Genomic DNA, 25,302 nt, shown 5'->3' on the forward strand with positions numbered 1-25,302 from the left:
AAGATTTTTCCAGCTTTGGGGACAAATGGCTAATATTGTCAGCAAACCAAAACATAAACTTATGTAAAAAGTAGCTTATGTTACAGTTTTTTTGTTATATTAGTCTTGTAAGAAACCAAAAATTATATATTCACAAAATAGAGAGGACTATGGTTATGTCTATCGCAGATAAATCTCGTGCATTAATGGTGCGTGAACATCAGCAAGTCAAGAATCGCCAACAATCGATGCTGATGCGGGCTGCACAAGAACTAGGTCTTCCTGAAGAAGTATCTCATTACTGGAACCCAATTCAAGGGAAGGTAGATGCTAGTAGTCGGATGATTTATGGCCCCAGCCACGCTTCCATGAGCTAAGTTTCAAGAGTTTGAAGCTAGATTTTTTGAGTGAATATCTCAACTGACAACTCTGGAAAAAAAGCCACCCTGTACTCTAGGGTGGCTAAACTTATTAATTTTAGTTAGATACGATTCTTAATTTAATTAATTAAGCATCGTAGTAGAGGTAAAACTCATAGGGATGAGGACGTAGTTGCAACTGCTTAACTTCATTACCTAGCTTGTAGTCAATCCAATTTTCGATAAAGTCTTCCGTGAAAACGCCTGATTCGGTCAAGAAGGCGTGATCTTTTTCCAGTGCTTGCAACGCCAATTCTAAAGAACCTGGAGTTGAAGGAACCTTTGCCAGTTCTTCTGGAGAGAGTTCATAGATATTTTTATCTAAGGGTTCACCAGGATGGATTTTGTTCTTGATGCCATCGATACCAGCACAAAGCATTGCAGCAAATGCTAAATAGGGGTTAGATGTAGCATCTGGACAACGGAATTCTAAACGCTTGGCTTTGGGGTTAATGCCAGATAGAGGAATACGTATAGAAGCAGAACGGTTTCCTTGGGAGTAAGCCAAGTTCACTGGTGCTTCATAACCAGGTACTAAGCGTTTGTATGAGTTGGTGCTGGGGTTGGTAATTGCTAACAGCGCTGGTGCGTGTTTGAGAAGACCACCAATGTAGTACAAGCCCATATCGCTCAAACCAGCATACTTATCACCTGCAAATAGAGGTTGACCATCTTTCCAAATGGACTGGTGACAGTGCATTCCTGAACCGTTATCGCCAAAAATTGGTTTTGGCATGAAGGTAACGGTTTTGCCATATTTCTTGGCAACGTTCTTGATGACATATTTGTAAATCATCAACCAGTCAGCCGCTTCGATCAACTTCCCAAATTTGAAACCTAGTTCGCACTGACCACCAGTAGCAACTTCATGATGATGTTTTTCAATTGGCACACCTAATTCTGCCATTTTCAACAACATTTCTGTACGGATATCTTGGAAAGAATCCGTTGGTGAAACTGGGAAGTAACCTTCTTTGAAGCGGGGTTTGTAACCCAAGTTGGGTTTTGCATCTGTACCAGCTTTACCAGAATTCCAAGCACCTTCTTCGGAGTCTAAGAAATAGTAGCCTTCGTTAGCAGTTTGAGCAAACCTAGCACTGTCAAATATAAAGAATTCAGCTTCAGGACCAAAGAAGGCTGTGTCACCAAGACCAGTGGAAACTAGGTAATCTATTGCTTTTTGAGCAATTACCCGTGGGCAACGGTTATACCATTCGCCTGTGCGGGGTTCTTTTATACTACAGATTATACTTAGCGTAGGCACTTCCATAAATGGGTCGATCCAAGCAGTGTTGGGGTCGAGTACCATCGTCATGTCAGATTCGTTGATCGCTTTCCAACCCCGAATGCTGGAACCGTCAAAAGGTACGCCATCAGTGAACGCAGTCTCATCGATTTGGTTTTGGTACAGTGTGAGGTGCTGCCAAGTCCCTACTGTGTCGATGAATTTGAGATCAATCAGTTGAATTTTTTCATCTTGAATTCTCTTCAAGAGTTCTTGTGGTGTAGTCATTTTTACTCCTTCTCTACCAATTTCCTAAAGTCAACCAGAATCTTACATTGCATCCTAACCCTGCTGATCTCAATCAGACCGTGACACACCAGAAATATCTTAAATAGTAGACATTAGCGGATTTTGTAGCTTATGTTACAGATATCTGGATTATCAGGTTATATTAACCTTTCGGCGCTCATCTGTACAAAACTGGAAAGTTCATCATATAGGGTCAACTTTGGCATAGAATCCTTAAATAGTGGATAGATTGTTTTTGTGCCGAATCTATTTTAAATAGCACAAAAATTTACTGGTGCGTGAGTGCAGCCAAATAAATATCAAACCATAAATAGCAAGGATTGGGAGAAAAAAGAATGCGCGATGCGGTAACAAGTTTAATTAAGAATTATGACTTAGCTGGTCGGTATTTTGACCGGAATGCGCTCGATAGCCTAAAGTCTTACTTTGACAGTGGTACAGTCCGAGTCCAAGCAGCGGCGGCGATAAATTCTAATGCGGCTGCACTTGTCAAGCAGGCGGGTTTGAAGTTATATGAAGAACTGCCAGAATTGATTCGCCCTGGTGGAAATTCTTATACAACTCGTCGTTATGCAGCTTGTCTGCGCGATCTAGATTACTACTTGCGCTACGCTACCTATGCGCTAGTTGCTGGGAACACAAATGTATTGGATGAACGAGTGCTACAAGGGCTACGGGAAACTTACAATTCTCTAGGCGTGCCTATTGGGCCTACGGTTCGTGGTATCCAGATTCTTAAGGATTTGATTAAGGAGCAAGTAGCAGCAGCAGGTGTGGTTAATACTGCTTTTGTGGATGAACCATTTGATCACATCACACGCGAGTTGAGCGAGATTGATATTTAGCATCTAGCTTTGGTGACTAAAAATCGCGGAACTATACAAACAAAGTTCATGTAAGCATACTTTACAGACATCGCACTTTGGCTTGATTGGCAAGGTGCGTTTACTTTTCTTAAAGCAAAACACTATTTGTCGTCTCACAAATTAATTGCATTACAACGAAAGTAAGTACTGGAAAATTTTTATACCTGCTCGTATGATATTTATTATTGATATAAATAATTTTTGGCAACAGTTATATGAGTATTAATGATCTAGAATTTCTGCACGGTGCAGCTTTTCTTCGACTACTGAAAGGAACATCTGATATCTCTATTATAGCGGTTATCAGTCTTGTGAGGTACAGTAGCAGCAGTGAGTAAACCAACCCAGCAAATTCTCTATTGTCACTTCTGCGAATGCCGTATCTAATGCCTGGAGTAAATCAGGGTATGTCCTTGCACCGATGCGACGGAGAATGTTCTTAATCTTGGACCAACAATTCTCAATCGGTGAAAAATCGGGAGAATAGGGGGGGAGATAAATGAGATGAGCGCCAGCAGCGATGAGCAAAGCTTCAAGTTCATCACTTTTATGGATTGAGCAGTTATCCATGATCACCACTGCACCAGGCCAAAGTTTGGGTACGAGCTTTTGGGCGATGAAGGCATCAAAAGTCAAAGCATCGATAGAACCTAAGCCACTCCATTGGGTGAGCAGTCCTTTCAAGCTAATTGCACCAATTACCGAGACATTTTTCCCTTTGCGGTTGGGCTTTTGAGCATAGGCCCGAAGGCCAGGCAAGGCGCGGGCACATTTGCGGATGAAGGACAGATTAACTCCCGATTCATCTAAGAAAATCAGCTCTTCGACGGGTATCCCCCTCAAGAGTTTCCAGTACTCAAATCGGGCTAGTTGGACTTCATCACTACCTTTTTTGTGAGGTGGAGACTTTTTTTTGAGGTTGAGGTGAAGTTTCCAGCGAACCATCCGATTCACCGTAGCTACCCCAATTAAGACCTCTGTTTTCTCGTAAAGTCGTTCCCGCAATTCGCTTAACGTCGCATCGGGCTGTGCTATGACGAGTTGGCGCAGGATTTCTAACTGTTCAGCATTCAACTTTGTTGCTGTCTGCTCAGTCCGCACCTTGGGGCCTATCATCCCCAATTCTCGATGGCGTTTGAGTAAATTTTGCACAAAACTTAAGGTGACACCAAAGTTTTTAGCCAGTTTTCGTTGGGAAATGTCACCGCAGGCATAAGCATCAACTATTTTTTGACGCAAGTCGAGAGAGTAGGCTTTCATCACCACCAATTATCAGTAGAATTGCTCTCTCCTACTGTACTGAAGTAGACTGATAACCGCTATAGCAGAAATGTTGATTCCTAATACAAAACTTTACATATCTAGTTACACTAACTCTCTTAAGCCTAAAATAGTCAACATGACATCATCTCCTCAAACCAATGAACATAACTGATTTTCTGACACATACAAGATTGTAAATAGCGGAATTTATCTAATAGCGTATGTCCCCATTGTTGTGGAATAGATAATATCTGTGAAATTAGATAAGCTATTAAACTAACGTAAATTTATATAGTGATACCATTGACGTTCTTAGTAATTAATTTGTCAAGTTTTAAGTGCATCTTTAAAAACTTCCATAACAATTCAACTCCCCAACGTAATCGATAAATATCCCTAATTTCATCATCACTAACGGCAGCCTCTCCATCAGCAGGTAAATTAGTAACTAAGCGAAACTCGGTTTTCGCGTCTAAATCACAAAAATTAATTACTCTATAGGCTTGAGCATCATCAGATGCACCGACTTTGACCAACTCATTTGAGCTATCAAATTCTAATTTCCAATTATTTTTTATCCGCAAAACAAAATATTTGTTTTCTTGTACTAATTCTTGGATAAATTTTAATCCAGCAAAACCCCTATCCATTACTCCAACAGCATTTATTGGTAGACTAGACATGATTTTAGAACCAAATTTATAGTCATGGTCATGTCCAAAGTTTATGAAGTTATCTGATGGACTTCCAGTAGCTAGATTTAGAGAACTGAAAAGTTTTACTTGATGGTGTCCTAATACCCATAACAATTTACTTGTGAGAGTAATAATTGTTGAATCTATTGGACAAATTGCATATTTATTGTGTAACTTTTTTTGAGTTTTATTCTGCACTAATTCATTTAATTTTTGGTAAATTTCTTGAAAAGGTTTTTGGCTTCGATGTAAGTTTGCCTTAGAGAAAGTAGAAATATCTACCTCAAAACAATTGTTATTTAATCTGTTAAACAAATCTCGCATACTTGTTAAGCTGTTATCCATAGCATAAGATAACCAGCACTCAAAGAACAGACGACTGTTCAATACTGGATAATCGTTTTTTGGCAGTCCTCTCAAGATATCTTTGACAATCTTGGGAAATGAATTTATAATCACTATCAAATAGATATACTTTAATCTTCCGCCCAAAATTTAACATATTTTGGGCTGTTTTTATCGGATTTTTCTTAACATTCAACACTTTTGCTCTATTAGTTATTTATCTTATATTCATTCATCTCTTTATACTATAAAAAGCTTAAATCAAGAATCAGCGATTCTATTTAAAATATCAAAAAAACCGATTTCTTCATGGTCATTTAGCTTCAGTTCACAGGAAGAAAATGCGCTGACAACATTTCGTGAAAATTATCCTGATGTCAAACTTTTTATAGCATTGATTTGTCATCGGGATGGCGTTTGTTGCCTATCAGAAAAACAACTATGGACAATTATTGATCCTAGTGAGGGTTTAGCCAAGCAGCGTGTTTCTGTAAAAAGAGAACTAAGAGGGAGTTATTATGTTAAAGGTACGGGAAGAGTTCCCTTAGAGCAGACAGTCCCTCAAAATAATTGGCCTGACGTAATTTTATCAACATCAAATAACCTATGACACCCACTGAGATAAAAACTAATGGCGACTGTATTGATAAATTAATTAAGAGATTAGAGAAACAAATTGGAGAAAAAGAAGCGAATAAACTTAAAGGAACTGCTATTGAAATTGTCCAAAATTGTGTCAAAATTTACTCTGAAAATTTTGGTAATGGTGATGTAGGTGAAAATAGTACAGGTTTAGTGAGCCAACCTTATAAAGGAAAAGGACAAGACTCTATTCCTAATGGTACAACCGGACTTATTTATGGTCGTGTTCAAAGTGGTAAAACTAACACAACTATTGCAACTTTAGCACTGGCTAATGAAAATAATTTTCGTTGTTTTATTATTTTAACGTCCGACAATACATGGTTAGGAAAACAAACGGCTAATTGTTTTTGGAGCTATCTTTCGACTAATGCCAGCCAGAGACATCTACCACGCCGCAGTCATTAAAGCACCTATAGCAGATGGTTGGACAATAACCAACGATCCCTTGTACCTTGCATACGGGGGTAGAGAACTTTACGTAGATATTGGAGCAGAAAGAGTTACCATTGCTGCTGAGAAGGATAATCAAAAAATAGCTGTTGAAATCAAAAGTTTTCTGAGTCCTTCTCCCGTGAATGACCTCCAGGAAGCTGTAGGACAGTATGAAGTTTATCGCAGCGTGCTTAAAGAACTACAACCAAAACGCCAACTTTATTTAGCAGTTCCCAAGCGAGTTTACGAAGGTATATTTTCCGAACGCTTTGGTCAGCTAATTCTTAATAGTATAGGAATAAACCTAATTGTCTTTGACGAGCAACTAGAGAGGATTATCAGATGGATAAGCTAGCTCGGTATCGTGAAATTATTCGTCAGTTGATATTTGACTATGCTGGTCACAAACCTGCTAATGGTCAAATAGAGACTGAAGCTGTCATTGACTCGGAGCGAGACCACTACGAAGTGTTACATGTTGGTTGGGATGGAGTGCGCCGCGTACATGCTTCGGTGGTACATATAGATATTATTAATGATAAAGTGTGGATTCAATATGATGGTACTTCTCAGCCAGTGGCGGAGGCATTATTAGAAGCGGGTATTTTGCGCGAAGATATTGTTTTGGGTTTTCATCCTGCTGAAATACGGCAATACACGGATTTTGCTGTATTTTAATTATCTTTAATTGTGTAATTCTCAAAGAAGAAAGAAGCAATAAACTTGATCCTAGCGATCGCTTTAAATGGCGATCGCAGATGAAAGAATCGACTTTAGAAAGGCTAAGAATTGTAAACAAGCTCTAGCTGATTTGAAAGTGCTGTTAGCGGTAGCAGGGCGTTTAGCCCGTGCTGAGTAATACTCATTGAGTGGCGATCGCTCTGAAAGGAACAAGTGACAGCCGCAGGCGTGATTAATTCTAGCTTTACAGATGAACCGTTTAATCACATCACACGCGAGTTAAGTAAGTCGTGGAGAAAATTTATAAGTATGTAACGAAAAATTAAGCAGAAGAATAAGAGTTAAATTTTACACGTTGTGTACTGTAGTTTCCCTTTTCTCCTCTATTTTGAACTCCATCAATGACAGCATAGGCAAGGTCTAATTCATCCTCAAAACTTTGAGAAGCTAGTTCATTTTCTTTCAGGTGTTGCCACTCCAATTCAATTGGATTCATCTCTGAGCAGTATTTAGGTAAAAAGAAGATGTACAAACCCATTTCTTCCCACTTTGTCCATAATTGCTGAACTTCTTTGCACCGATGTATCGGGTCGTTGTCCTGAAGGATGACTCTGATCCGACCTGCTTTTTGGGCTTCAAGTGCTTCAAGCTCCATCATTTGGATATAAGATTTGCGTGAAACACCGCCAATCACCAACCCGTACACAAAACTAATTAGAGGTTGAAGAAACCCAATAATACTTAACCTTCGTCCTCGGCGTTTACTCTGTTCTAAGCGTTTTTGTTGTCCGAGAAAGTAGTAACTGTAACTCGGTTCGCTCCAAGCACAAAACCCTGATTCATCCACATACTTTAAATCAATTTCTCCAGCCGCCGCAGACAATTCCAGCATTTCTAAGTCAGCCTGTTTGATTTGCTGTACTACCGGATCTTGTTTCCCCTTATGACAATTTCAAAGTTCGTTTCCAAATGATCCCCATGATCCCCTTTTTTTTAGTACCTGCCTTAACCAGTCAGGACTTAATTTTACGGAGCGTTCTTGTTCTAATTTTTGAGCTAACTGAACACTGTTATATGTACGTGGCTCAAGTTCCAAACATTCTTCTAAGAACACCATGTCAGCTTCTGCCCACCTTGATTTTCCTCCCCGCCCTGGTTTCTCCCAAAGCCCCTCTAAGCCTAACTTTCCCCATCTATGCAACACTTCTCTCACTGTTTGGGCAGTCCAGTTAAAGTCTGCTGCTATCCTCTCTACATACCAACCATGTGCGTTCAATCTAATCACTTCGGCTCTGTCTTTCACCTTCTGGGGTACATCTGCCGTTCTCAGGTTCAACAGAGTTTTATCTTGCTCTCTAGTCAGAAATACCCTTAAACGGTTACCCATATCGCTGTTACCTTTGTAGACGCATTGTACGTATTTACTTATCTTTACATAGTTTGGTTTTTTCACCTCGTTCTACTTAAGCCAACAGGATATTTAGTAATTCAACAAGCAGTATAAAATATAGCGATCGCACTTTTGTCTTTGTTGGGAAAGAGCGATCGCTTGTTTAATCCAAGTTTTTGCCGCTAAAGGGCAATATCACGCCTCTCTAATCTAGTTTAAAAAGGCTATGTTACCGTTGGCCACTTTGTATTTTGTCGAAGATTGCGCCGTCATCGAAAAACTTCTTCTGAATAGTATCCCAGCCTCCCAAACTCTGAACGTTGTAAAGCTTAGAAATCTTGGGAAATTTATTCTGTACTTCCTTTATTACAGTAGAGTTAACAGGTCGAAAACCAACTTTGGCAAATTCACGTTGAGCTTCCGGTGTAAAAAGAAACTTTACGAAACCTTCCGAAACTTTGCGGGTACCGTGCTTGTCAACATTCTTATCCACAACTGCTACTGGGCCATCTATAGAAATGTTCACCTGCGGAACCACATAAGAAAGTGAAGTTTTTCCTTGTTGTGCTGCTAAGATAATCTCGTTTTCGTAGTTAAGCAGAACATCCCCTTGACCTTTCTTGTAAAAAACATCGCTCGATTCTCGCGCATCTTTAGGTAACACAGGGACATTGCGAAAGACTTGGGTAACATAGTTAAGAGCTTGAGCTTCACTTCCACCATTTTTGGTGATTGCACCCCACAAAGCCAGGAAATTCCACCGCGCACCTCCTGAAGTTTTGGGGTTTGCTGTAATCACCTTGACCCCTGGTTTAGTTAAATCACTCCAACTCTGGATCTTTTTAGGATTACCTTCACGAGTTTCTAGAGCAACTACTGAGTGGGTAACAATTGAGTTATTTGATGCTTCCTTCTCCCAACCTGGTTGAATCAGTCCGGCTTTTTCAATTTTTTTGGTATCTAATGCCAACGCCAAGGCTACAACATCTGCTTCTAATCCGTCAATTACTGCACGGGTTTGAGAGCCAGAACCACCATAGCTTTCCCGAATCACTACATCTTGACCTTTTTCGCGTTTCCATTTCGCTACAAATTCAGGAATGATTTTCTGGTAAGCGGCTTTGGTGACTGCGTAGGAAACCAAAGTTATTTCAACTGTCTTACCGCCTTGACTAATCAATTGAGGCTTCTGGTTAATAGAAATAGTTTTATTAGCAGTCCCCGCAGCATAAGCAGGAATAAGGACACTTAAGCTCAAGCCAGTTGCTAATAAGAATGCAGAGGTTTTAGTTGAGGCAGGCTTTAATTGCAGAAATAGTTGTCTGGCTGGGCGGAAAACTTGTAACTTTTTGGCTTGCAGATGTGTCATAGAAGCTGGATGTTGTGTAGTTGCTTGATTAAATAACGGTAATCCGGTCAAATTACCGTTGTTTATCTTTAGGAAAAGATTATCAGATTAATTTTCAAAATTCAACTATTTTTTATACTAAAAATTTTGATCTTTCCTGGGGAAACTCATAGTGAAGATATGTAAAATATCTGACTACTGTTTCAAATGAGGGAGAAAAAATAAATAATTTCCAATTCTCAATTCCCTAGCAAATTGCTTGATACATTGGTTGGCTGATGTATCAAGCAATTTGATACTTGAAAATAAAAGTATTGTAATTCCTTACATAATTGGTAGAATCACCATATTCTTGATGAAGAATGTGAGGTTTATTGGTGTTTGCAACTAGTTAGATGTAATCATCCGGTATGATAAACACTATATAACTGTATTCCCATCAGTTATTTGTAGATTTAGCGGAGGAAATGGAATGAGTTTGTGGCAACACCCACTGAAAAGATTACAAGCGATCGCTGAACATGGAACATATCGGTTCAGACTAAATTCGCTCAAAGGCTTTGTATCACTCTTTTTAGTAGGGACTGTATTGAGTGTGGCGCTTGCCGCCTGCTCTGGTGGAGGAACTGGGAATACTTCTTCTTCTGAAACCCCTAATGCTAGCGCTACTCCTGTGGCTGCAAACAAAGATAGTGTTGAACTAACTCTGGTTTCCTTTGCTGTCACCAAAGCGGCTCACGAAGCAATTATTCCTAAATTTGTAGAACAGTGGAAGAAAGATCATAACCAAACTGTCGTCTTCAAGCAAAGCTATGGCGGCTCTGGTTCTCAAACTCGCGCTGTTATCGATGGCTTGGAAGCAGATGTAGTCCACTTGGCACTAGCTGGAGACACCTCAAAGATTGAGAAGGCTGGATTGATTCAACCAGGATGGGAGAAAGAAGTTCCCAACAATGGTATTGTCTCCAAATCGGTAGCAGCATTAGTAACTCGTTCAGGCAATCCTAAAGGCATCAAAAACTGGCAAGATTTAGCTAAAGACGGTGTAAAACTAATTACTGCTAACCCCAAAACTTCCGGCGGTGCTAAGTGGAATTTCTTAGCACTATGGGATTCTGTAATTAAAACAGGTGGCGATGAGGCTAAAGCTACTGCATTTGTAACTAAAGTTTATAAAAATGTGCCAATCTTGCCTAAAGATGCGCGAGAAGCTACTGATACATTCGCCAAGCAAGGGCAGGGAGATGTCTTAATCAACTACGAAAACGAAGTTCTTTTGGCACAACAAAAGGGCGAGAAGGTTGAGTATGTCGTTCCCGATGTGAATATATCCATTGACAATCCGATCGCAGTGGTAGATAAGAACGTCGATAAGCATGGAACCCGCGAAGTTGCTGAAGGTTTTGTGAAATACCTCTATACTCCAGAAGCACAGCAAGAGTTTGTCAAATTAGGATTCCGTCCTGTGGATGAGACTTTAGCTCAAACTAAAGAAGTCACAGGCAAATTTCCCAAGGTGAAAACTTTGGGTACAGTTGCAGACTTCGGTGGTTGGAGTGCAATCGATAAGAAGTTTTTCGCCGACGGGGGCGTGTTTGATAAGATTCAAGCCCAAAAATAATTCGTAATTCGTAATTCGTAATTTGTAATTCGTAATTGAAGAGCAGACTAATTAACTTGCTTACGACGCAATGCGCGAACAGTTTTGAGGTAATAATTACGAATTATGAATACCGACAAAAAACTTTCAAAAAACTTTTTTTGAATTTTGAATTTTGAATTTTGAATTCGGAGCGAAGCGACGTGACGACTGTATCTTCTTCTTTGGAAGTTGAGCGCAAAACACCATTTTGGAAGAAATTGCGGCGGGTTCCCTGGACTTGGCGAATCACGATAGCATACCTGACGGTGATGTTGTTTATTCCCATAGCTGCCATGTTCCTGAAAGCGAGTACGGAACCTCCGGCGAGATTTTGGGCGATCGCAACCAGTGATATCGCATTAGCCACCTATAATGTCACTTTTGTGACAGCAATATTTGCTGCCTTACTCAATGGCGTATTTGGTACTCTAATTGCTTGGGTTCTGGTGCGCTACGACTTTCCCTTAAAACGCTTGATTGATGCCACAGTAGATTTACCATTTGCGCTGCCAACTTCGGTAGCAGGGTTAACCCTAGCAACAGTTTATAGCGATAATGGCTGGATAGGTTCGCTACTAGCACCACTGGGAATTAAGGTAGCTTTTACTCGCACAGGAGTAGCGGTGGCAATGATATTTATCTCACTACCCTTTATTGTGAGAACTGTGCAACCCGTACTTCAGGAAATGGAACATGAAATTGAAGAAGCTTCTTGGTGTCTAGGTGCTTCTCAATGGCAGACCTTCTGGAAAGTAATTTTGCCACCTTTATTTCCGACGATTTTAACTGGTGTTGCCTTGGGTTTCTCCCGTGCGGTTGGCGAATATGGGTCAACTGTAATTATCTCTTCCAATACGCCCTATCAAGATTTGATCGCACCCGTGCTGATTTTTCAACGGTTAGAGCAGTATGACTATTCTGGTGCAACAGTAATTGGCATAGTTTTACTATCAATTTCGTTGGTATTGCTATTGGCAATTAATTTCTTACAAGCGTGGGCAAGGAGATATGACACTAGATAAGCCAAGTTTTCATTCATCTGTATCTGATACACATACAGCCAAGCCTAAAGAGCAGAAGAGTTGGGTTCCAATAGTTTTAATTGGTATAGCGATCGCTTATTTAGCTTTAGTTCAATACATCCCTGCAATCAACGTTTTTGTTCAAGCCTTCAGCAAGGGAGTTGAGCCATTTCTATCCAACCTGACACGACCAGCTTTTCTCCATGCAGCTTGGCTGACACTTTTGCTGGCTGTAATTTCTCTGCCCTTGAATACAATATTTGGGCTATGTGCAGCTTGGGCGATCGCTCGTCATAAATTTCCCGGACGCGCCATAGTTTTAAGCATTATTGACCTGCCCTTTTCCATCTCACCCGTAGTTGCAGGATTGATGATTGTGCTACTTTACGGACGCAATGGGTGGTTTGGCCCTTGGCTCCAGGCACATGATATCAAGATTGTCTTTGCCTTTCCAGGTATGGTGCTGGCTACAGCCTTCGTGAGTATGCCCTTTGTGGCGCGGGAAGTGATTCCCGTTTTAGAGGAATTTGGCAAGGATCAAGAAGAAGCTGCTAGAACTCTCGGTGCAAAAGATTGGCAGATATTTTGGCGTGTCACCTTACCTAGCATCCGTTGGGGCTTACTCTACGGTTTAATTTTAACCAATGCCAGAGCAATGGGTGAATTCGGGGCGGTTTCGGTGGTATCTGGCAACATTGCTGATCAAACCCAGAGCTTACCACTGTTTGTAGAAGATGCTTACAAACAGTATGAAACCGAAGCTGCCTTCTCTGCGGCTGTATTGTTAGCATTGCTAGCAGTAGTAACTTTGGTGCTGAAAGAGATTTTAGAACGCAAAACCCGGATCAAAGATGTTGAATAGTTAGGTTGTGGGCATGGGGCATTGGGAATTGCGAATTGGATATGGATAAGAGACAGGAAGGACAAGGCAGAGGGGGGAGACAAGGGAGAGAACTTGTTGAATAATTCTTCCCTCATCCCCCTCATCCCCCTCATCCTCCCCTGCTCCCCTACTCCCTCTGCCTTCCCCAATCCACAATGTCCAATCCCCTTGATGGTGACAATCATGACTAGTGATAATACACTTACCAATAAACGGATTCGACTAAGAATTCCCAAGGACTATCACCAGGAACCTGTAATTTCTCGCCTGGTATCCAACTATGGCTTGACTGTGAATATCACCGCAGCGATTTTAGGAGCGAATGCTGTCGGTGATGGTTGGTTTGACCTTGAATTACAAGGAACAGATGCACAAATTCAAAGTGGGTTAACCTATCTCCATGAATTGGAGTTGCAAGTCTGGGATGACACTCAAGCGATTGATTGGTAGGAGTTATACTCAATTGTGAACTGCTATATTAACAAGCTACGCTTGAATGATGAAGTCCGTAGCTGTCAGATTGGGCGCACCCTTAATGGTCGCAAATAGGCCGCCGCTACCAAAACCAGCTGCGCTGCCATTTTGGTTGTAGAATAACTGCCCACTCACAGCGTCGTAGATAATTTTTGCTGTAGTAGCCGCCCCTGAAGAAGTGATTTTAAAATCAGTGGCATTACTAAAACTGATTCCTGGAGCAGAAGCGATCGCACTAAAAGTAGTCTTATCCAGAATAATTTTATCGCCTTGGGAGTGTTTGAAGTCAGCGATCGCATCTACACCCACAGCAGAACTGGCAAAGTTCGCATTAGTGTTGTACAGAAAACTGTCAGCACCCGCACCACCAACAAGGGTATCATTGCCTGCGCCACCAATAAGGGTATCATTGCCAGTACCACCCCGGAGCAGGTCGTTGCCACTTTTCCCATTCATGGTATCGTTACCCCCCTGACCATTGATCACATCAGCCGAGTTGTCAAAACCCGTGATGTTATTGTTGAGTTCATTGAGGAAAGTTACCGTGTTCTTGTTGTAAAGGTTAGTTTGAGTGGAATTAGCATCAAAGACATCAAAGCTGTCGGCAATGTTGGTTTGCCCATCAAATAAGATATTACCAATGGCAGGTCTTGCTCCAGAAGCGGGCAAGTTATCCAGGTTTTCTAACTGAAAGTTTTGCAGAGTCACTTTGGTATTAGCCACATTTTCAAAGGTGACTTCCAAATTGCTGCCATTTTGAGTTAGTTGCAGATTTCGGGCATTTAAACCACTCCCTGTAAATTGCAAGGTGTCAACATTGGCAATCACTCCTACCAAAGGATTTGAGCCTTTACCAACGCCACTAAAATCTGTAATGGTATCATTGCGATCGCCTCGGCGAATTACGAATTTATCTTGACCGCCGTTGCCAGTAAGAGTATCGTTACCACCTTTGCCGTCGATGATATTGTTGCCAGGTGTGCCTAAGAGAGTATCTGCACCAGCAGTTCCTGTGAGGTTAGGAGTGTTACCGATATTCGTCCCGCCAAACAGCACATAGGTTTGCCCAGATTGAGAGCCGATAAGTAGGTCATCAAACCCGTCGCCATTGACATCTCCGGCACCACTGATAGAGACGGCTAAGTTATTCGCAGTGAAGCCGTTGATGGTAAAGCCGTTAGAGCCGTTGAGATCCGAGAGGTTAAGGCTAGAACTAAAGCCTGTACTCTTGCCAAATACCACGTAGCTCTGCTCCGATCTAAAAATAATCAGGTCGTCGAAGCCGTCGCCGTTGACATCTCCAGCACCTTGGACAGAGAACCCTGTCGAATCCGTCCTAATGCCGTTGATAGTGAAACCGTTAGAGCCGTTGAGTTCCGAGAGGTTAAGGCTGGGGCTAAACCCTGTGCTGTTGCCAAACACCACATAGCTCTGCCCAGAAGCGAAGACGGTACCGTTCTCGGAACTGAAACTTATTGCCCCGATAATTAGGTCGTCGATGCCATCACCATTGACATCTCCAGCACTACTGACAGGGGAGCCTGAGAAATCACCTTCCTTGATGCCGTTGATAGTGAAGCCGTTAGCACCGTTGAGGATAGAGAGGTTAAGGCTGGGGCTAAACCCTGTGCTGTTACCAAACACCACGTAGCTCTGCCCAGAAGATAAGCCGTTAGGTGAGGCATTGGATGCCCCGATAATCACGTCGTCGATACCGTCGCCGTTGATATCTCCGACACCACTGACAGAGCCACCTGATATGTCACCCACTTCGTTGATGCCGTTGATAGCAAAGCCGTTAGTACCGTTGAGGCTGGAGAGATTGAGGCTGGGGCTAAAGCCTGTGCTGTTGCCAAACACTACATAGCTCTGCCCAGAAAAGTTATTGGCATAAGGTGCCCCAATAATCACGTCGTCGAAACCATCATGGTTGATATCTCCAGCACCGCTGACAGAGCTACCCGATATATCATTCGCCGCGATGCCATTGATGGCGAAGCCGTTAGCGCCGTTGAGAGTAGAGAGGTTGAGGCTAGAGCTAAAGCCTGTCCTCTTGCCAAATACCACGTAGCTCTGTCCAGATTGGGAGCCGTTGGGGTCAGCACCAGATGCTCCGATGATTAGGTCATCGATGCCGTCGCCGTTAACATCTCCAGCGCTGCTGACATTGCCTGAAAAGTCATTCGCCGCGATGCCATTGATAGCGAAGCCATTAGCGCCGTTGAGAGTAGAGAGGTTGAGGCTAGAGCTAAAGCCTGTGCTGCTGCCAAATACCACGTAGCTTTGCCCAGACTCAGAGCCGTTGGGGTCGGCACCGGGTGCCCCGATAATCAGGTCGTCTAAGCCGTCGCCGTTGACATCTCCCGCATCGCTCACAGAGGAGCCTGATCTGTCAGCCGTTGCAATGCTATTAATGACAAAGCCATTAGTGCCATTGAGGTCAGCAAGATTGAAGGATGAATTAGGCATGATTTTCTCCTGCATTTTTTGTTATTCAGGGAATAACTCATGTCTAGCTTCAGGCAACTCTTAGTCTTGGTTATACGAGACTTTACCTGCAAGACCAGGGTTCAAAACCAGGCAGACTTGCTCTGTACGCGTAAACTATGCACCTTTTAGGGTGAAATGAAAATTAGACATACAAATCCCGCCACTAGGTTTTTACCTGAATATCCCTAGTTTTTTTCAGTCATCAGAGAAATTTTGATTAGAAAACTTAAAACAGTGGAAACACTTAAATATTCTTACAACATTCACTGCTACTCTATAAATATAAAATTGTCAACCGTCTAAACCTCAAATTACTATACTAAAATTAGCAATATTTACGTTAATTTACTCATTGCTTTTTTGCATTCTTCGTGAGATTCTCCTTTACATAACAAAAGTACGTTAAATCGATAGAATTATCGTAGTTTAGTGAGAGCCAAAAAGATGAAAATTTCTATAAGGCTGACATTCAACCAGGCGAAGTTGAGTTTTAGGGGCGCGGCATCAGCAAGACTTTCTGTCAAACCAAAAAATTGCCTAGGCATCGCTATTGGGAATTAATCTGATGTCTCAGTGTAAATCTGTAGAACCTGCTTCAGTCCATAGTCGCATTCTCGTACCTCAAAGGTATCATAGCCAACCTGTAATTTCCCGCTTGGTGTCTCGTTATGGTTTAACCGTCAATATTAAAGCAGCATCACTGACATCCGATAGTGACAGCGATGGCTGGTTTGATTTGGAACTTTCGGGAAATCCCCAAAAACTGACAAATAGCCTATCTTACTTGCAAGGATTGGGGGTGAATTTACTGGAATTAGCGATCGCTAACCACATTCAATCTAACCAGCACTCTTTACCTTTCCCAAATCTAGCTAGCAAACTGAGTCCCAAAGACTCTGCACTACTAACAAATCAATGGCAAGAACAATTCCAGCAATGGATTTCTCTGGGTCAAACTAATCGATTGCGCTTGCAACTGTGTGTCTTAAAATCTTATTACAAAGAGCCGGTGATTTCTGAATTAGTTTCTCGTTATGGATTAACTGTAAATATTACCAGTGCTACACTTCAACCCGATACAGAAGATGACGGCTGGTTTGACTTGGATTTGTGGGGGAGAAGCAAACAACTTTACTCTAGCCTGAGTTATTTAGAAAAACTGGGGCTACCGATTTGGCTGGATTTATCTAGCGTTTATAGCGATCGCTAAGTAATAAAATCGTCACTATCTAATGGCAGCATTAAATAAACGTCAAACCAATTCCCAAACCAGATTATCACTGGTTTCTTCAGTCTCTAACAAAAGTCAAGTCTCTCAGATTCGCCTGCGGATATATATTCCCAAATGCTATCTGCAAGCGCCTGTGATTTCACAATTAATTTCTAGTTACGGCTTGGTAGTTAATATTACCAAGGCTATGCTACAACCAAATACAGACGAAGAAGGGTGCTTTGATATTGAACTATGGGGAACAGTACCACAAATCTCTAACGGTTTGGCTTATCTGGAATCTCTGAATCTTAGAATTGTGGGCAAGCCGAATGCAGACGGCGATAGCTGGTTTTGTTGAAATAATCTAAATAATTTAAATTTCGTAGTACCAAATATCTTCTTCTCGCACCACAATTCGATGCAGGGAAAGACGAGCAATTAAGCCTTCTTGCTCAAACTGTCCAAGAACACGAGTGATAGTCACACGAGTTGAACCTAGCATTTCAGCCAAGTCTTCGTGAGTCAGACGCATATCTATTAAACGTCCCTTCTCAACTTCCGAACCAAACTTTTTAGATAACCATGCCAGTAGCTTGATTAGCATGGTATCAACTTTTTTATGGCTACGAATAACCATCAATTCTTGAGCCTGTTGGATATGGGCAAGTAGAGTTTCTGTTAGTTGAGTCCACTCCTCTACAGGTAAGACTGTCGCCTCTACTTTAGTTAGGCATTCCATCTGATAAGGTTCTAATTTTGACAAAGATTTACCAACAATATCTCCAGGGCCCCACAATCCCAGAGCGACGGTTGTACCATCTTCCAAGTAGGTAAAAGTCCTGACAAAACCCGTTTCAATCTTCCAAAGTCCGTTTGGATGCTCTGGTAAAAATGACCTCCGGGCAAAAATTTCTTTAGTATTATTACTGTGTAAGCTAGTTAAATTTGCATATAAAGATACCATAATTATATCACTATTCTCCGATAAATTAACCGTAGTATTATATTTATATCAGGTTCTAAGAGCATCTGGGCATTTATAAAAAAGGAATAGGGAGATAGAGCAAAGGAGCAGAATTATTTCTCTCTGCTCCCTGCCCCCTGCCCCCCTGCCTCTTTTCAATGCCCCATGCCCAAAATTAAATTCCCGCACCATCAAGAAAATCTTCAATCATCCCATCAGACTTATTGCTCTTAGGGTTATATGTTTGTTTGTCGCCAAGCTCATTTGGGGACAAACTTGATTGATCTTGCAACTCCTCGAACTGTTTCTCTAGAGCCTTGACACGTTCAAATAAAGCGCGGATAACTTCAGCTTCTACGTCACGGACTTTATCATGATCCAGAACATTGGTAGACAAGTTGTTCTGACGAGTCACGCGCCCTGGAATTCCAACTACGGTTGTGTTACTGGGTACATCTCGCAGCACCACAGAACCGGCTCCAATGCGGACGCGATCGCCAATTAGAATATTTCCCAATACCTTTGCACCCGCTCCCACAACTACATGAGAGCCTAAAGTTGGATGGCGTTTGCCAGTTTGTTTGCCTGTACCACCTAAAGTCACACCTTGATAAATCAGGGCATAGTCGCCCACGATCGCAGTTTCACCAATCACAACTCCCATACCGTGGTCAATAAACACTCCCTGGCCAATTAATGCCCCAGGATGGATTTCAATCCCGGTTAAAAACCGACTAATATGAGAGATAAACCGAGGTATGAAGGGAATTCCAATTTTATAGAGCCAGTGTGCCAATCGATGGAATATTAGGGCTTGGAGTCCAGGGTAACAGAACAATACTTCTAGCCAGTTACGGGCTGCTGGGTCACGCTCAAAAATGGTTCGCAAATCAGTTATTAGCATACTCTGTTGAGATTTTCGTTGGTAAATGAGGCTCTGAAAACAGAAACTCAGGATAATTCCCACCAAAAGATCGAGTCATTTATGGGAATTATGTAAGATAATAATCTACGGTAAGTCGATAGAATATAGTGTTTTTGTGGGTAGTAAGTGGGATGCTATCACATTCCACACTTTGAAAAAATTAATTTCGGATAAACTGCGATAAGTCCCCCAATTCACCGTAGTATGTTGAGTACAGTCTTGAATAGCCAAAACTACGCTCTCTTGGATCTGTCTTCCAAAGTGGAATACGCATTGCTAGCGCTCTTAGAACTGGCAAGCCACCACGGAAAAAAACTTCCTCTAACCATGAGCGAGATCACTACCAAACAACCCATACCTGAACGCTATCTGGAACAAATTTTGACCAACCTCCGGCGTTCTGGTGTGGTGCAGAGTCAACGCGGCTCTAAAGGAGGTTTTGTTTTAGCTCGTGAACCTTGGCAGATTACACTGCTGGAAATTGTGACTTTAGTCGAAGGTGAGCGGAAAGAGAAAGATACATCTGACTCTCCGACTCTAGAAAAGACTCTGGTTTATGAAGTTTGGGAGCAAGCTAACGCTGCTTCAATTGAAGTATTGGGTCGCTATACACTCCAAGACTTGTGTGAGGAAAGAGAGACTCGCGCCCAGCAAAGCCCGATGTATTATATTTAGACACGACGGAGTATTCACATGCGGATAGCGAAAGATATCACAGAGTTAATCGGACGAACTCCTTTAGTTCAATTAAACAAAATTCCCCAAGCTTCAGGAGCGGTTGCTCGGATTGTGGTGAAGCTAGAAAGCATGAATCCAGCATCTTCTGTGAAAGATCGGATTGGCGCGAGTATGGTGGAAGCGGCGGAAGAAGCTGGCTTGATTCACCCCGGAAAAACTGTTTTAGTAGAGCCGACTTCTGGGAATACAGGAATTGCGCTAGCGATGGTGGCGGCCGCTAAGGGGTACCATCTTATTCTAACGATGCCTGACACAATGAGCCACGAAAGACGATCGATGCTCAAAGCTTATGGCGCTCAATTAGAGTTAACGCCAGGTGTAGAAGGGATGCGAGGAGCGATCGGTCGCGCAGAGCAGATTTTAGCTCAAACGCCCAATGCTTATATGTTGCAGCAGTTCCGCAACCCCGCCAACCCGAAAGTTCACGCCGAAACCACAGCAGAAGAAATCTGGAATGATACCGATGGAGAGGTGGATATTCTAGTGGCGGGAGTGGGTACTGGTGGGACGATTACGGGAGTTGCAGAAGTTATTAAAGGACGGAAGCCGACTTTTCAAGCGATCGCAGTTGAACCTAGCAGCAGTCCGGTATTAACGGGTGGGAAATCAGGGCCTCACAAAATTCAGGGTATCGGCGCGGGATTTGTCCCAGCAATTTATCGTCCAGATGTGGTAGATGAAGTGATTCAGGTAGCGGATGAACAAGCGATCGCTTACAGCCGTCGCCTAGCTAAAGAAGAAGGATTGTTATCGGGGATTTCAACTGGTGCTGCTTTATACGCAGCTATTCAAGTAGCACAACGTCCAGAAAATGCCGATCGCCTAATCGTGATGATCCAGCCTAGCTTCGGCGAACGTTACCTCAGCACCTCACTGTTCAAAGATCCAGAAGAAAATGAGTGGTTGAGTAAAGTTTGATTCTGCATAACAATTTTAAGTAAGTAGTAAAGAATAAGTCAAACTATCTTACATAAACCTCGTCTACCTTGAGAACCGTAGTTTTGTAGGTTGGGTACAGCGATAGTGTAACCTAATATAAATAAGGTGGTAATGTTGGGTTGCGTTTTACTCCACCCAACCTACACAAATATATCTTTTAAAAAACTCTAGATTTCAACATAGATGAGGTTTAATAGAAAATTAATTAAATTGTCTACCCTATGGGAACGCTTCGCGAACAGACCTTAAAATAGGGCTAAAGCCCTCACTACAAACCTTTTATTATTCACGCCCACTTACTTAGAATTTTCGCCAATTTCATCTACACTTTCATGATTTTTCACCAAAACTATCAAGCAGAAACAACTAGCAGCTAGCTTAATTAAGCTCAAAGCTTCACTTTTTAATACAATAAAAGCGCCTAATCCGATAAGAATAAAAGGCACAAAATTATTAATATAGCCAGTCAATATATCAGCTATTACTTTGTAGTGAGTTAATTTGTATGCCCCATAACACCAAATTCCTAACAATATAAAAAATATTCCGATAATTACCACAAAACTCTTTAAGTTGCTGCTAGCAAATAAAGGCACGTAGACACTAATATTATCGCTACCATTGGCAAGTGTAACGGCTGCCACACTGTAACTTTGGGGAGAAAAAAAACTCGTAATTGTTGATGTCTCAGCCTCTTCTGTCGTAGCAACAACTTCTTTTGATGAATCTTCTTCCCGATTCACTAAACTACTGATACCTATGGAAATTGGTAATAAACCAAGTAATCCAATCCAGTTTTTGGATAATATTAACCCACCAAATAAACCAGGAAGACTAAGGATTAGCAGAACTGTAAAACCTAGAAACTGACCAGCAACTATATGCCGAGGACGAAGGCTAGTATTTATTTGAGAAAAAAACAATAATAAAATGACAATATCATCAATATTAGTGGCAATGAACGCAATTGCCCCTGTAGTAATTGCAGTAACTAATTCGTTCATATTTTACAGCAGTTTTCAGGTCTTGAGACTGATAAGATAGGAAATGGGTATTAAAAAGTAGTGTAGTTAAATTACTTGAAAGGTTAATTTGGTATGGTGAGAAATCGTAGGTTCTAAAAATCCAGCATGAGTAAGTTAGGGACAGTCTTCAGTGAAGGGATTATTGCCTTCATAGCCACTAACATAGATGACATCATTATCTTGTTAATATTTTTTTCACAGATAGATGTTAATTTTCGGCGGCGGCATATCTTACTTGGTCAATATCTGGGTTTTTCAGCCATTATCATCGCTAGCTTACCAGGATTTTTTGGTGGATTGGTCATACAGCGAGAATGGATAGGATTACTAGGACTGCTACCAATAGCAATTGGTATTCAACAATTAATATATAGAAAAGAAGAAACTATAACAGTTCAGACAGTCAGTAGTGATTTTAATCAACCTACGCCTACTAACCCGGTATTATCTTTTATTTTGAGTGTTTTGCACCCCCAAACCTATAAAGTGGCAGCAGTAACCATCGCTAATGGTGGTGACAATATTAGTATATATATCCCTTTATTCGCTGGTCATGACCTTGCCAGTCTGGGAATATTTTTAGCTATATTTTTTATCATGGTAGGGGTTTGGTGTGCGATCGCTTATTTTTTAAGTCGTCAACCTACCATTGCTTATATTTTAAGTCGCTACGGTAAAGCTACTGTACCTTTTGTGTTAATTGGCTTGGGTCTGTTCATTATGTATGAGCGAGGTACATTCACTCTACTACCTTGGGTAAGAAGTTAATCAATGTTGAATGCTGGATTTGGAATCTACAATCTCAATTTGCTTACACTTGATGAACTAATTTCCAACTCACCATCATCAAAATGGCGTAAATAATAAACCGTAGTGGGCGCTGGGGAGCGACTTGGCAGATTTTAGCACCTAGCAGAACTCCTGGTACAGAGCCTAGCCAGATAGGTATTACCAAATTCCAATCAACTGTTCCTAGGCTGAGATGACCAAGGGCTGTAAACAGCAGTAAAATTGCTGCGTGTGAGATATCAGTACCCACTAGCTTCCGTGCATCTAAACGGAAAAACCCAATCAGCACTAGGGCAAACATTGAACCTGATGAGACGCTAGTTAGACCAACTAAACAGCCTAAAATAGCCCCCAAAGTGATTGTTAGGAAGCGCCCAAAGTTAGTTTCTAAGTCTAACTTTGGTAGTTCGGGTAAGTTGAATTTGGGTAAAAAAGTCAATAACAACAATTGCACTAGTGCTAATGCTGTGACTAGCAAAATCATCACACCAAGCAAACGGAGCAAGATGTTATCCAGATTATACTCACCTGTGCGTTTAAGAACGTGCAAAATTCCCACTCCAAACAGTGAGCCTGGAACACTCCCGAATGCCAGCCATTTGACAACTTCTATATCCAGAGTTTTCTGTTCCCAATGCTTAACGCTACCAACAATCTTCATCAATGTGGCAGCTACAACATCAGAACTCACTGCGATGGAAGGCGGAACCTGAAAAACAAAAATCAACATTGGGGTAATGAGAGAGGCTCCGCCAATTCCCGTCAAACCAACTATGATACCAACGAAGAAGCTTAAGAATGGTAGTGATAAATAGTGCATACTCTTTGGGGGTTTGAGAAAGTCAGCTAGAACTTCACTACTAGAGAGCAATAACTCACCCGAACTACAGCCCAGTGATAGAGCTAGTCATGGCAAATTATTGTGTTTCTCAAAGGATGAGTGACACAAAGAAAGGTTTATCTAGCTAAAAATTAGGGCAGAGGATTACTGGACAACTTAAAACCTGTCTGAAAGTTTTTGGAAGTATGACAACTGACATTTAGCTGAAACAGACTTTTATAACTGCTTATGGGTCAGTTGTTTAACTAAATCAACTTCTTACTGGTTTTTCTGCGGTTTTACATGTAAAAGCCGGTAAAGCTATGTACTTACCGTATTTTACTTGTAAACACGATCAAACGTCCAGCGTATTCGTTTTGTATATCGCTATATTTTCTGGATAATACACCACAAGTCTTATGAATCATGGAAAATTTTGTTTTTTACAACCCCGTCAAAATCCTGTTTGGCAAAGCTCAAATCGCCAATATTGCTGCTGAAACTTCTGTTGATGCTCAAAAAACATCTTATTACTTACAGTGGAGGTAGTATCAAAACTAACGGCGTTTATAACCGAGTGAAGTCTGCGTTGTCTGGACTACAAAAAACACTTGACTTACAAGCATGTATAGTGATATAAACAAACAGACCAAGTGGTCTTTAATTTTTAATTCAATAAACTACACGACTCTCTACTCTAATAAATCGCTGTAATGTCCAAAGGCGAAGAAACAAAAAGTAGAATTCTCCACCAAGCAGCCGAACTGTTTAACCAACAGGGGTATGCAGGCTCATCAATGTCAGACATCATGCGTGTTACTGGATTGCAAAAAGGAGGAATTTACAATCACTTTCAAAGCAAAGACGATCTCGCATTACAGGCTTTTGATTTTGCGATCGCTCGCATTAGACAGCATACTAGATTTGCATTGCGAAGCAAACGCCATGCAGTAGAACGCCTGCAAGCAATCATTGGGATATTTAGTAGCTTCGCAGAAAATCCACCTATCAAAGGAGGTTGCCCACTGCTAAATACTGCTGTGGAAAGCGATGATGCTCATCCGGCGTTGCGGGAACGCGCTCAACAGGCGATGAATTCTTGGCTGCATCTAATTCGTCGAATTATTGAAACGGGAATTGCCAAGGGTGAAATTTGCTCGGAAGTAAGTGCTGATGAAATTGCCACCGTCATAATTGCAACGCTGGAAGGGGCCATAATGATGAGTAAGCTTTATGGAGATTCAATTCACATGCACAGGGTAATTAATTACCTGAATCAATACTTGGAAACTCACCTTTAAATGTATGGTACAAATCAAAGTATATTCTTTAGCTGACAAATTAAATCCTATTAAAACGGAGCTATCAAATGTAATCCATACCTCCCTCATAGAGGTTTTACAGATTGCCCCTGAAAAAAGATTTCACCGTTTTTTCCCACTGGATAAATCAGATTTTTACTATCCATCTGATAGAACAAACAATTATCTAGTTATCGAAATTAGTATGTTTGAGGGACGCTCAGTGGAAACCAAAAAAGAGTTGATTCGCCTGCTGATTAAAAATATTAATGAAAAATTCAATATTCCTATATACGATATTGAAATCACAATTTTTGAAACGCCCAAATATAACTGGGGTATTAGAGGTTTACCTGGCGACGAGTTAAGCTTAAACTACAAAATAGAAGTTTGAAATTATTGTGGCTAATGGGTTATTAAGCAATTAATAATTACCCACTACTTGAAAAGAGTAAGATTTTTTAGGATTTTACAGACCGA

27 protein-coding genes and 3 pseudogenes are annotated in these 25,302 nt (G+C 41.3%); 18 read left to right on the plus strand and 12 right to left on the minus strand.

Going from position 1 to position 25,302, the window contains the following annotated elements; translation table 11 throughout:
• Positions 1–155 precede the first annotated feature (155 nt).
• Positions 156–356, plus strand: coding sequence for a hypothetical protein (locus tag FBB35_RS32730; protein WP_012411649.1), 201 nt, complete (start codon positions 156–158; stop codon positions 354–356).
• Between the two features lie 130 nt (positions 357–486).
• On the opposite strand, the gene glnA is transcribed toward FBB35_RS32730, so the two are convergent.
• Positions 487–1,911 (minus strand): type I glutamate--ammonia ligase, encoded by a 1,425-nt coding sequence (gene glnA, locus FBB35_RS32735; protein WP_174713290.1) that lies wholly within the window; start codon positions 1,909–1,911, stop codon positions 487–489.
• A gap of 356 nt (positions 1,912–2,267) precedes the next feature.
• On the opposite strand from glnA, the gene apcB reads away from it, so the two are divergent.
• Positions 2,268–2,777: an allophycocyanin subunit beta gene (gene apcB, locus FBB35_RS32740; protein WP_174713293.1), complete on the plus strand. Its 510-nt coding sequence runs from the start codon at positions 2,268–2,270 to the stop codon at positions 2,775–2,777.
• Between the two features lie 324 nt (positions 2,778–3,101).
• Here the strand turns inward: apcB and FBB35_RS32745 are convergent, their stop codons facing one another.
• Together FBB35_RS32745 and FBB35_RS32750 are read right to left on the minus strand one after the other, a co-directional pair.
• Positions 3,102–4,058 (minus strand): IS630 family transposase, encoded by a 957-nt coding sequence (locus tag FBB35_RS32745; protein WP_174708279.1) that lies wholly within the window; start codon positions 4,056–4,058, stop codon positions 3,102–3,104.
• A gap of 134 nt (positions 4,059–4,192) precedes the next feature.
• A pseudogene (locus tag FBB35_RS32750) lies at positions 4,193–5,215 on the minus strand (IS4 family transposase).
• Positions 5,216–5,261: 46 nt separating this feature from the next.
• Here FBB35_RS32750 and FBB35_RS32755 point away from each other — a divergent pair.
• Genes FBB35_RS32755 through FBB35_RS32770 form a run of 4 tightly spaced genes read left to right on the plus strand, consistent with a single transcriptional unit; the run spans position 5,262 to position 6,856 of the window.
• Positions 5,262–5,711, plus strand: a complete 450-nt coding sequence (locus tag FBB35_RS32755; RefSeq protein ID WP_254625762.1) for a hypothetical protein — start codon at positions 5,262–5,264, stop codon at positions 5,709–5,711.
• On the plus strand, positions 5,708–6,151 hold the full coding sequence (locus FBB35_RS32760; RefSeq protein ID WP_254625763.1) for a hypothetical protein: 444 nt from the start codon (positions 5,708–5,710) through the stop codon (positions 6,149–6,151). The genes FBB35_RS32755 and FBB35_RS32760 overlap by 4 nt, the downstream gene beginning before the upstream one ends.
• The gene (locus tag FBB35_RS32765; protein ID WP_174713294.1) at positions 6,114–6,533 is read left to right on the plus strand and encodes a XisH family protein; all 420 of its coding nucleotides are present in this window, start codon (positions 6,114–6,116) and stop codon (positions 6,531–6,533) included. The genes FBB35_RS32760 and FBB35_RS32765 overlap by 38 nt, the downstream gene beginning before the upstream one ends.
• On the plus strand, positions 6,521–6,856 hold the full coding sequence (locus FBB35_RS32770) for a XisI protein (protein ID WP_174713296.1): 336 nt from the start codon (positions 6,521–6,523) through the stop codon (positions 6,854–6,856). Before FBB35_RS32765 ends, FBB35_RS32770 begins: the two co-directional genes overlap by 13 nt.
• Before the next feature lie 63 nt (positions 6,857–6,919).
• On the opposite strand, the gene FBB35_RS32775 is transcribed toward FBB35_RS32770, so the two are convergent.
• From FBB35_RS32775 to FBB35_RS32785, 3 genes and pseudogenes are all read right to left on the minus strand, one after another.
• The gene (locus FBB35_RS32775; protein WP_174713298.1) at positions 6,920–7,126 is read right to left on the minus strand and encodes a hypothetical protein; all 207 of its coding nucleotides are present in this window, start codon (positions 7,124–7,126) and stop codon (positions 6,920–6,922) included.
• A gap of 55 nt (positions 7,127–7,181) precedes the next feature.
• Positions 7,182–8,246, minus strand: a pseudogene (locus FBB35_RS32780) (IS630 family transposase).
• A 232-nt stretch (positions 8,247–8,478) separates the two neighbouring features.
• Positions 8,479–9,618: a sulfate ABC transporter substrate-binding protein gene (locus FBB35_RS32785; protein WP_174713854.1), complete on the minus strand. Its 1,140-nt coding sequence runs from the start codon at positions 9,616–9,618 to the stop codon at positions 8,479–8,481.
• 451 nt (positions 9,619–10,069) lie between these two features.
• On the opposite strand from FBB35_RS32785, the gene FBB35_RS32790 reads away from it, so the two are divergent.
• The 4 genes from FBB35_RS32790 (at position 10,070) to FBB35_RS32805 (ending at position 13,594) form a co-directional block, all read left to right on the plus strand.
• Positions 10,070–11,218, plus strand: coding sequence for a sulfate ABC transporter substrate-binding protein (locus FBB35_RS32790; protein WP_174713300.1), 1,149 nt, complete (start codon positions 10,070–10,072; stop codon positions 11,216–11,218).
• 203 nt (positions 11,219–11,421) lie between these two features.
• Positions 11,422–12,261: a sulfate ABC transporter permease subunit CysT gene (gene cysT / locus FBB35_RS32795; RefSeq protein WP_254626016.1), complete on the plus strand. Its 840-nt coding sequence runs from the start codon at positions 11,422–11,424 to the stop codon at positions 12,259–12,261.
• Positions 12,248–13,123 carry a sulfate ABC transporter permease subunit CysW gene (gene cysW / locus FBB35_RS32800; protein WP_174713304.1) on the plus strand — a complete coding sequence of 292 codons (876 nt, stop codon included), beginning with the start codon at positions 12,248–12,250 and terminating at the stop codon, positions 13,121–13,123. Before cysT ends, cysW begins: the two co-directional genes overlap by 14 nt.
• Positions 13,124–13,327: 204 nt before the next feature.
• Positions 13,328–13,594, plus strand: a complete 267-nt coding sequence (locus FBB35_RS32805) for an NIL domain-containing protein (protein WP_174713306.1) — start codon at positions 13,328–13,330, stop codon at positions 13,592–13,594.
• Positions 13,595–13,630: 36 nt separating this feature from the next.
• Here FBB35_RS32805 and FBB35_RS32810 read toward each other — a convergent pair whose 3' ends face one another.
• Complete coding sequence (locus FBB35_RS32810; protein ID WP_174713308.1) at positions 13,631–16,087, minus strand: FG-GAP-like repeat-containing protein; 2,457 nt, start codon at positions 16,085–16,087, stop codon at positions 13,631–13,633.
• A gap of 437 nt (positions 16,088–16,524) precedes the next feature.
• Positions 16,525–16,653: a hypothetical protein gene (locus tag FBB35_RS35640; protein WP_302480940.1), complete on the minus strand. Its 129-nt coding sequence runs from the start codon at positions 16,651–16,653 to the stop codon at positions 16,525–16,527.
• A gap of 20 nt (positions 16,654–16,673) precedes the next feature.
• On the opposite strand from FBB35_RS35640, the gene FBB35_RS32815 reads away from it, so the two are divergent.
• Together FBB35_RS32815 and FBB35_RS32820 are read left to right on the plus strand one after the other, a co-directional pair.
• Positions 16,674–17,318: an NIL domain-containing protein gene (locus tag FBB35_RS32815; RefSeq protein ID WP_174713310.1), complete on the plus strand. Its 645-nt coding sequence runs from the start codon at positions 16,674–16,676 to the stop codon at positions 17,316–17,318.
• Positions 17,319–17,340: 22 nt separating this feature from the next.
• Positions 17,341–17,679, plus strand: coding sequence for an NIL domain-containing protein (locus FBB35_RS32820; RefSeq protein WP_174713312.1), 339 nt, complete (start codon positions 17,341–17,343; stop codon positions 17,677–17,679).
• Positions 17,680–17,694: 15 nt separating this feature from the next.
• Here the strand turns inward: FBB35_RS32820 and FBB35_RS32825 are convergent, their stop codons facing one another.
• Both FBB35_RS32825 and cysE read right to left on the minus strand, forming a co-directional pair.
• Complete coding sequence (locus FBB35_RS32825) at positions 17,695–18,285, minus strand: Crp/Fnr family transcriptional regulator (RefSeq protein WP_174713313.1); 591 nt, start codon at positions 18,283–18,285, stop codon at positions 17,695–17,697.
• A gap of 175 nt (positions 18,286–18,460) precedes the next feature.
• Positions 18,461–19,240: a serine O-acetyltransferase gene (gene cysE, locus FBB35_RS32830; RefSeq protein ID WP_302481001.1), complete on the minus strand. Its 780-nt coding sequence runs from the start codon at positions 19,238–19,240 to the stop codon at positions 18,461–18,463.
• A 174-nt stretch (positions 19,241–19,414) separates the two neighbouring features.
• On the opposite strand from cysE, the gene FBB35_RS32835 reads away from it, so the two are divergent.
• Together FBB35_RS32835 and cysK are read left to right on the plus strand one after the other, a co-directional pair.
• The gene (locus FBB35_RS32835) at positions 19,415–19,885 is read left to right on the plus strand and encodes an Rrf2 family transcriptional regulator (RefSeq protein ID WP_174713315.1); all 471 of its coding nucleotides are present in this window, start codon (positions 19,415–19,417) and stop codon (positions 19,883–19,885) included.
• A gap of 18 nt (positions 19,886–19,903) precedes the next feature.
• Entirely contained in the window at positions 19,904–20,866 is a 963-nt protein-coding gene (gene cysK, locus FBB35_RS32840) for a cysteine synthase A (RefSeq protein ID WP_174713316.1), read from the plus strand.
• 317 nt (positions 20,867–21,183) lie between these two features.
• On the opposite strand, the gene FBB35_RS32845 is transcribed toward cysK, so the two are convergent.
• Positions 21,184–21,891, minus strand: coding sequence for a cadmium resistance transporter (locus FBB35_RS32845; RefSeq protein WP_174713317.1), 708 nt, complete (start codon positions 21,889–21,891; stop codon positions 21,184–21,186).
• A 126-nt stretch (positions 21,892–22,017) separates the two neighbouring features.
• Between FBB35_RS32845 and FBB35_RS32850 the strand changes: the two genes are divergently transcribed.
• Positions 22,018–22,680, plus strand: coding sequence for a cadmium resistance transporter (locus FBB35_RS32850; protein WP_174713318.1), 663 nt, complete (start codon positions 22,018–22,020; stop codon positions 22,678–22,680).
• A 43-nt stretch (positions 22,681–22,723) separates the two neighbouring features.
• Here FBB35_RS32850 and FBB35_RS32855 read toward each other — a convergent pair whose 3' ends face one another.
• A complete protein-coding gene (locus tag FBB35_RS32855) occupies positions 22,724–23,521 on the minus strand; it encodes a sulfite exporter TauE/SafE family protein (protein WP_174713319.1) in 798 nt (265 codons plus the stop codon).
• Positions 23,522–23,947: 426 nt separating this feature from the next.
• Here FBB35_RS32855 and FBB35_RS32860 point away from each other — a divergent pair.
• The 3 genes and pseudogenes from FBB35_RS32860 to FBB35_RS32870 all read left to right on the plus strand — a co-directional run.
• Positions 23,948–24,116, plus strand: a pseudogene (locus FBB35_RS32860) (NADH-dependent alcohol dehydrogenase); the annotation flags it as partial.
• A 118-nt stretch (positions 24,117–24,234) separates the two neighbouring features.
• On the plus strand, positions 24,235–24,822 hold the full coding sequence (locus FBB35_RS32865) for a TetR/AcrR family transcriptional regulator (RefSeq protein WP_174713320.1): 588 nt from the start codon (positions 24,235–24,237) through the stop codon (positions 24,820–24,822).
• A gap of 4 nt (positions 24,823–24,826) precedes the next feature.
• The gene (locus tag FBB35_RS32870) at positions 24,827–25,216 is read left to right on the plus strand and encodes a tautomerase family protein (RefSeq protein WP_174713321.1); all 390 of its coding nucleotides are present in this window, start codon (positions 24,827–24,829) and stop codon (positions 25,214–25,216) included.
• Positions 25,217–25,302: the final 86 nt, after the last annotated feature.

The organism is Nostoc sp. TCL240-02 (genome assembly GCF_013343235.1).
GTDB lineage: Bacteria > Cyanobacteriota > Cyanobacteriia > Cyanobacteriales > Nostocaceae > Nostoc.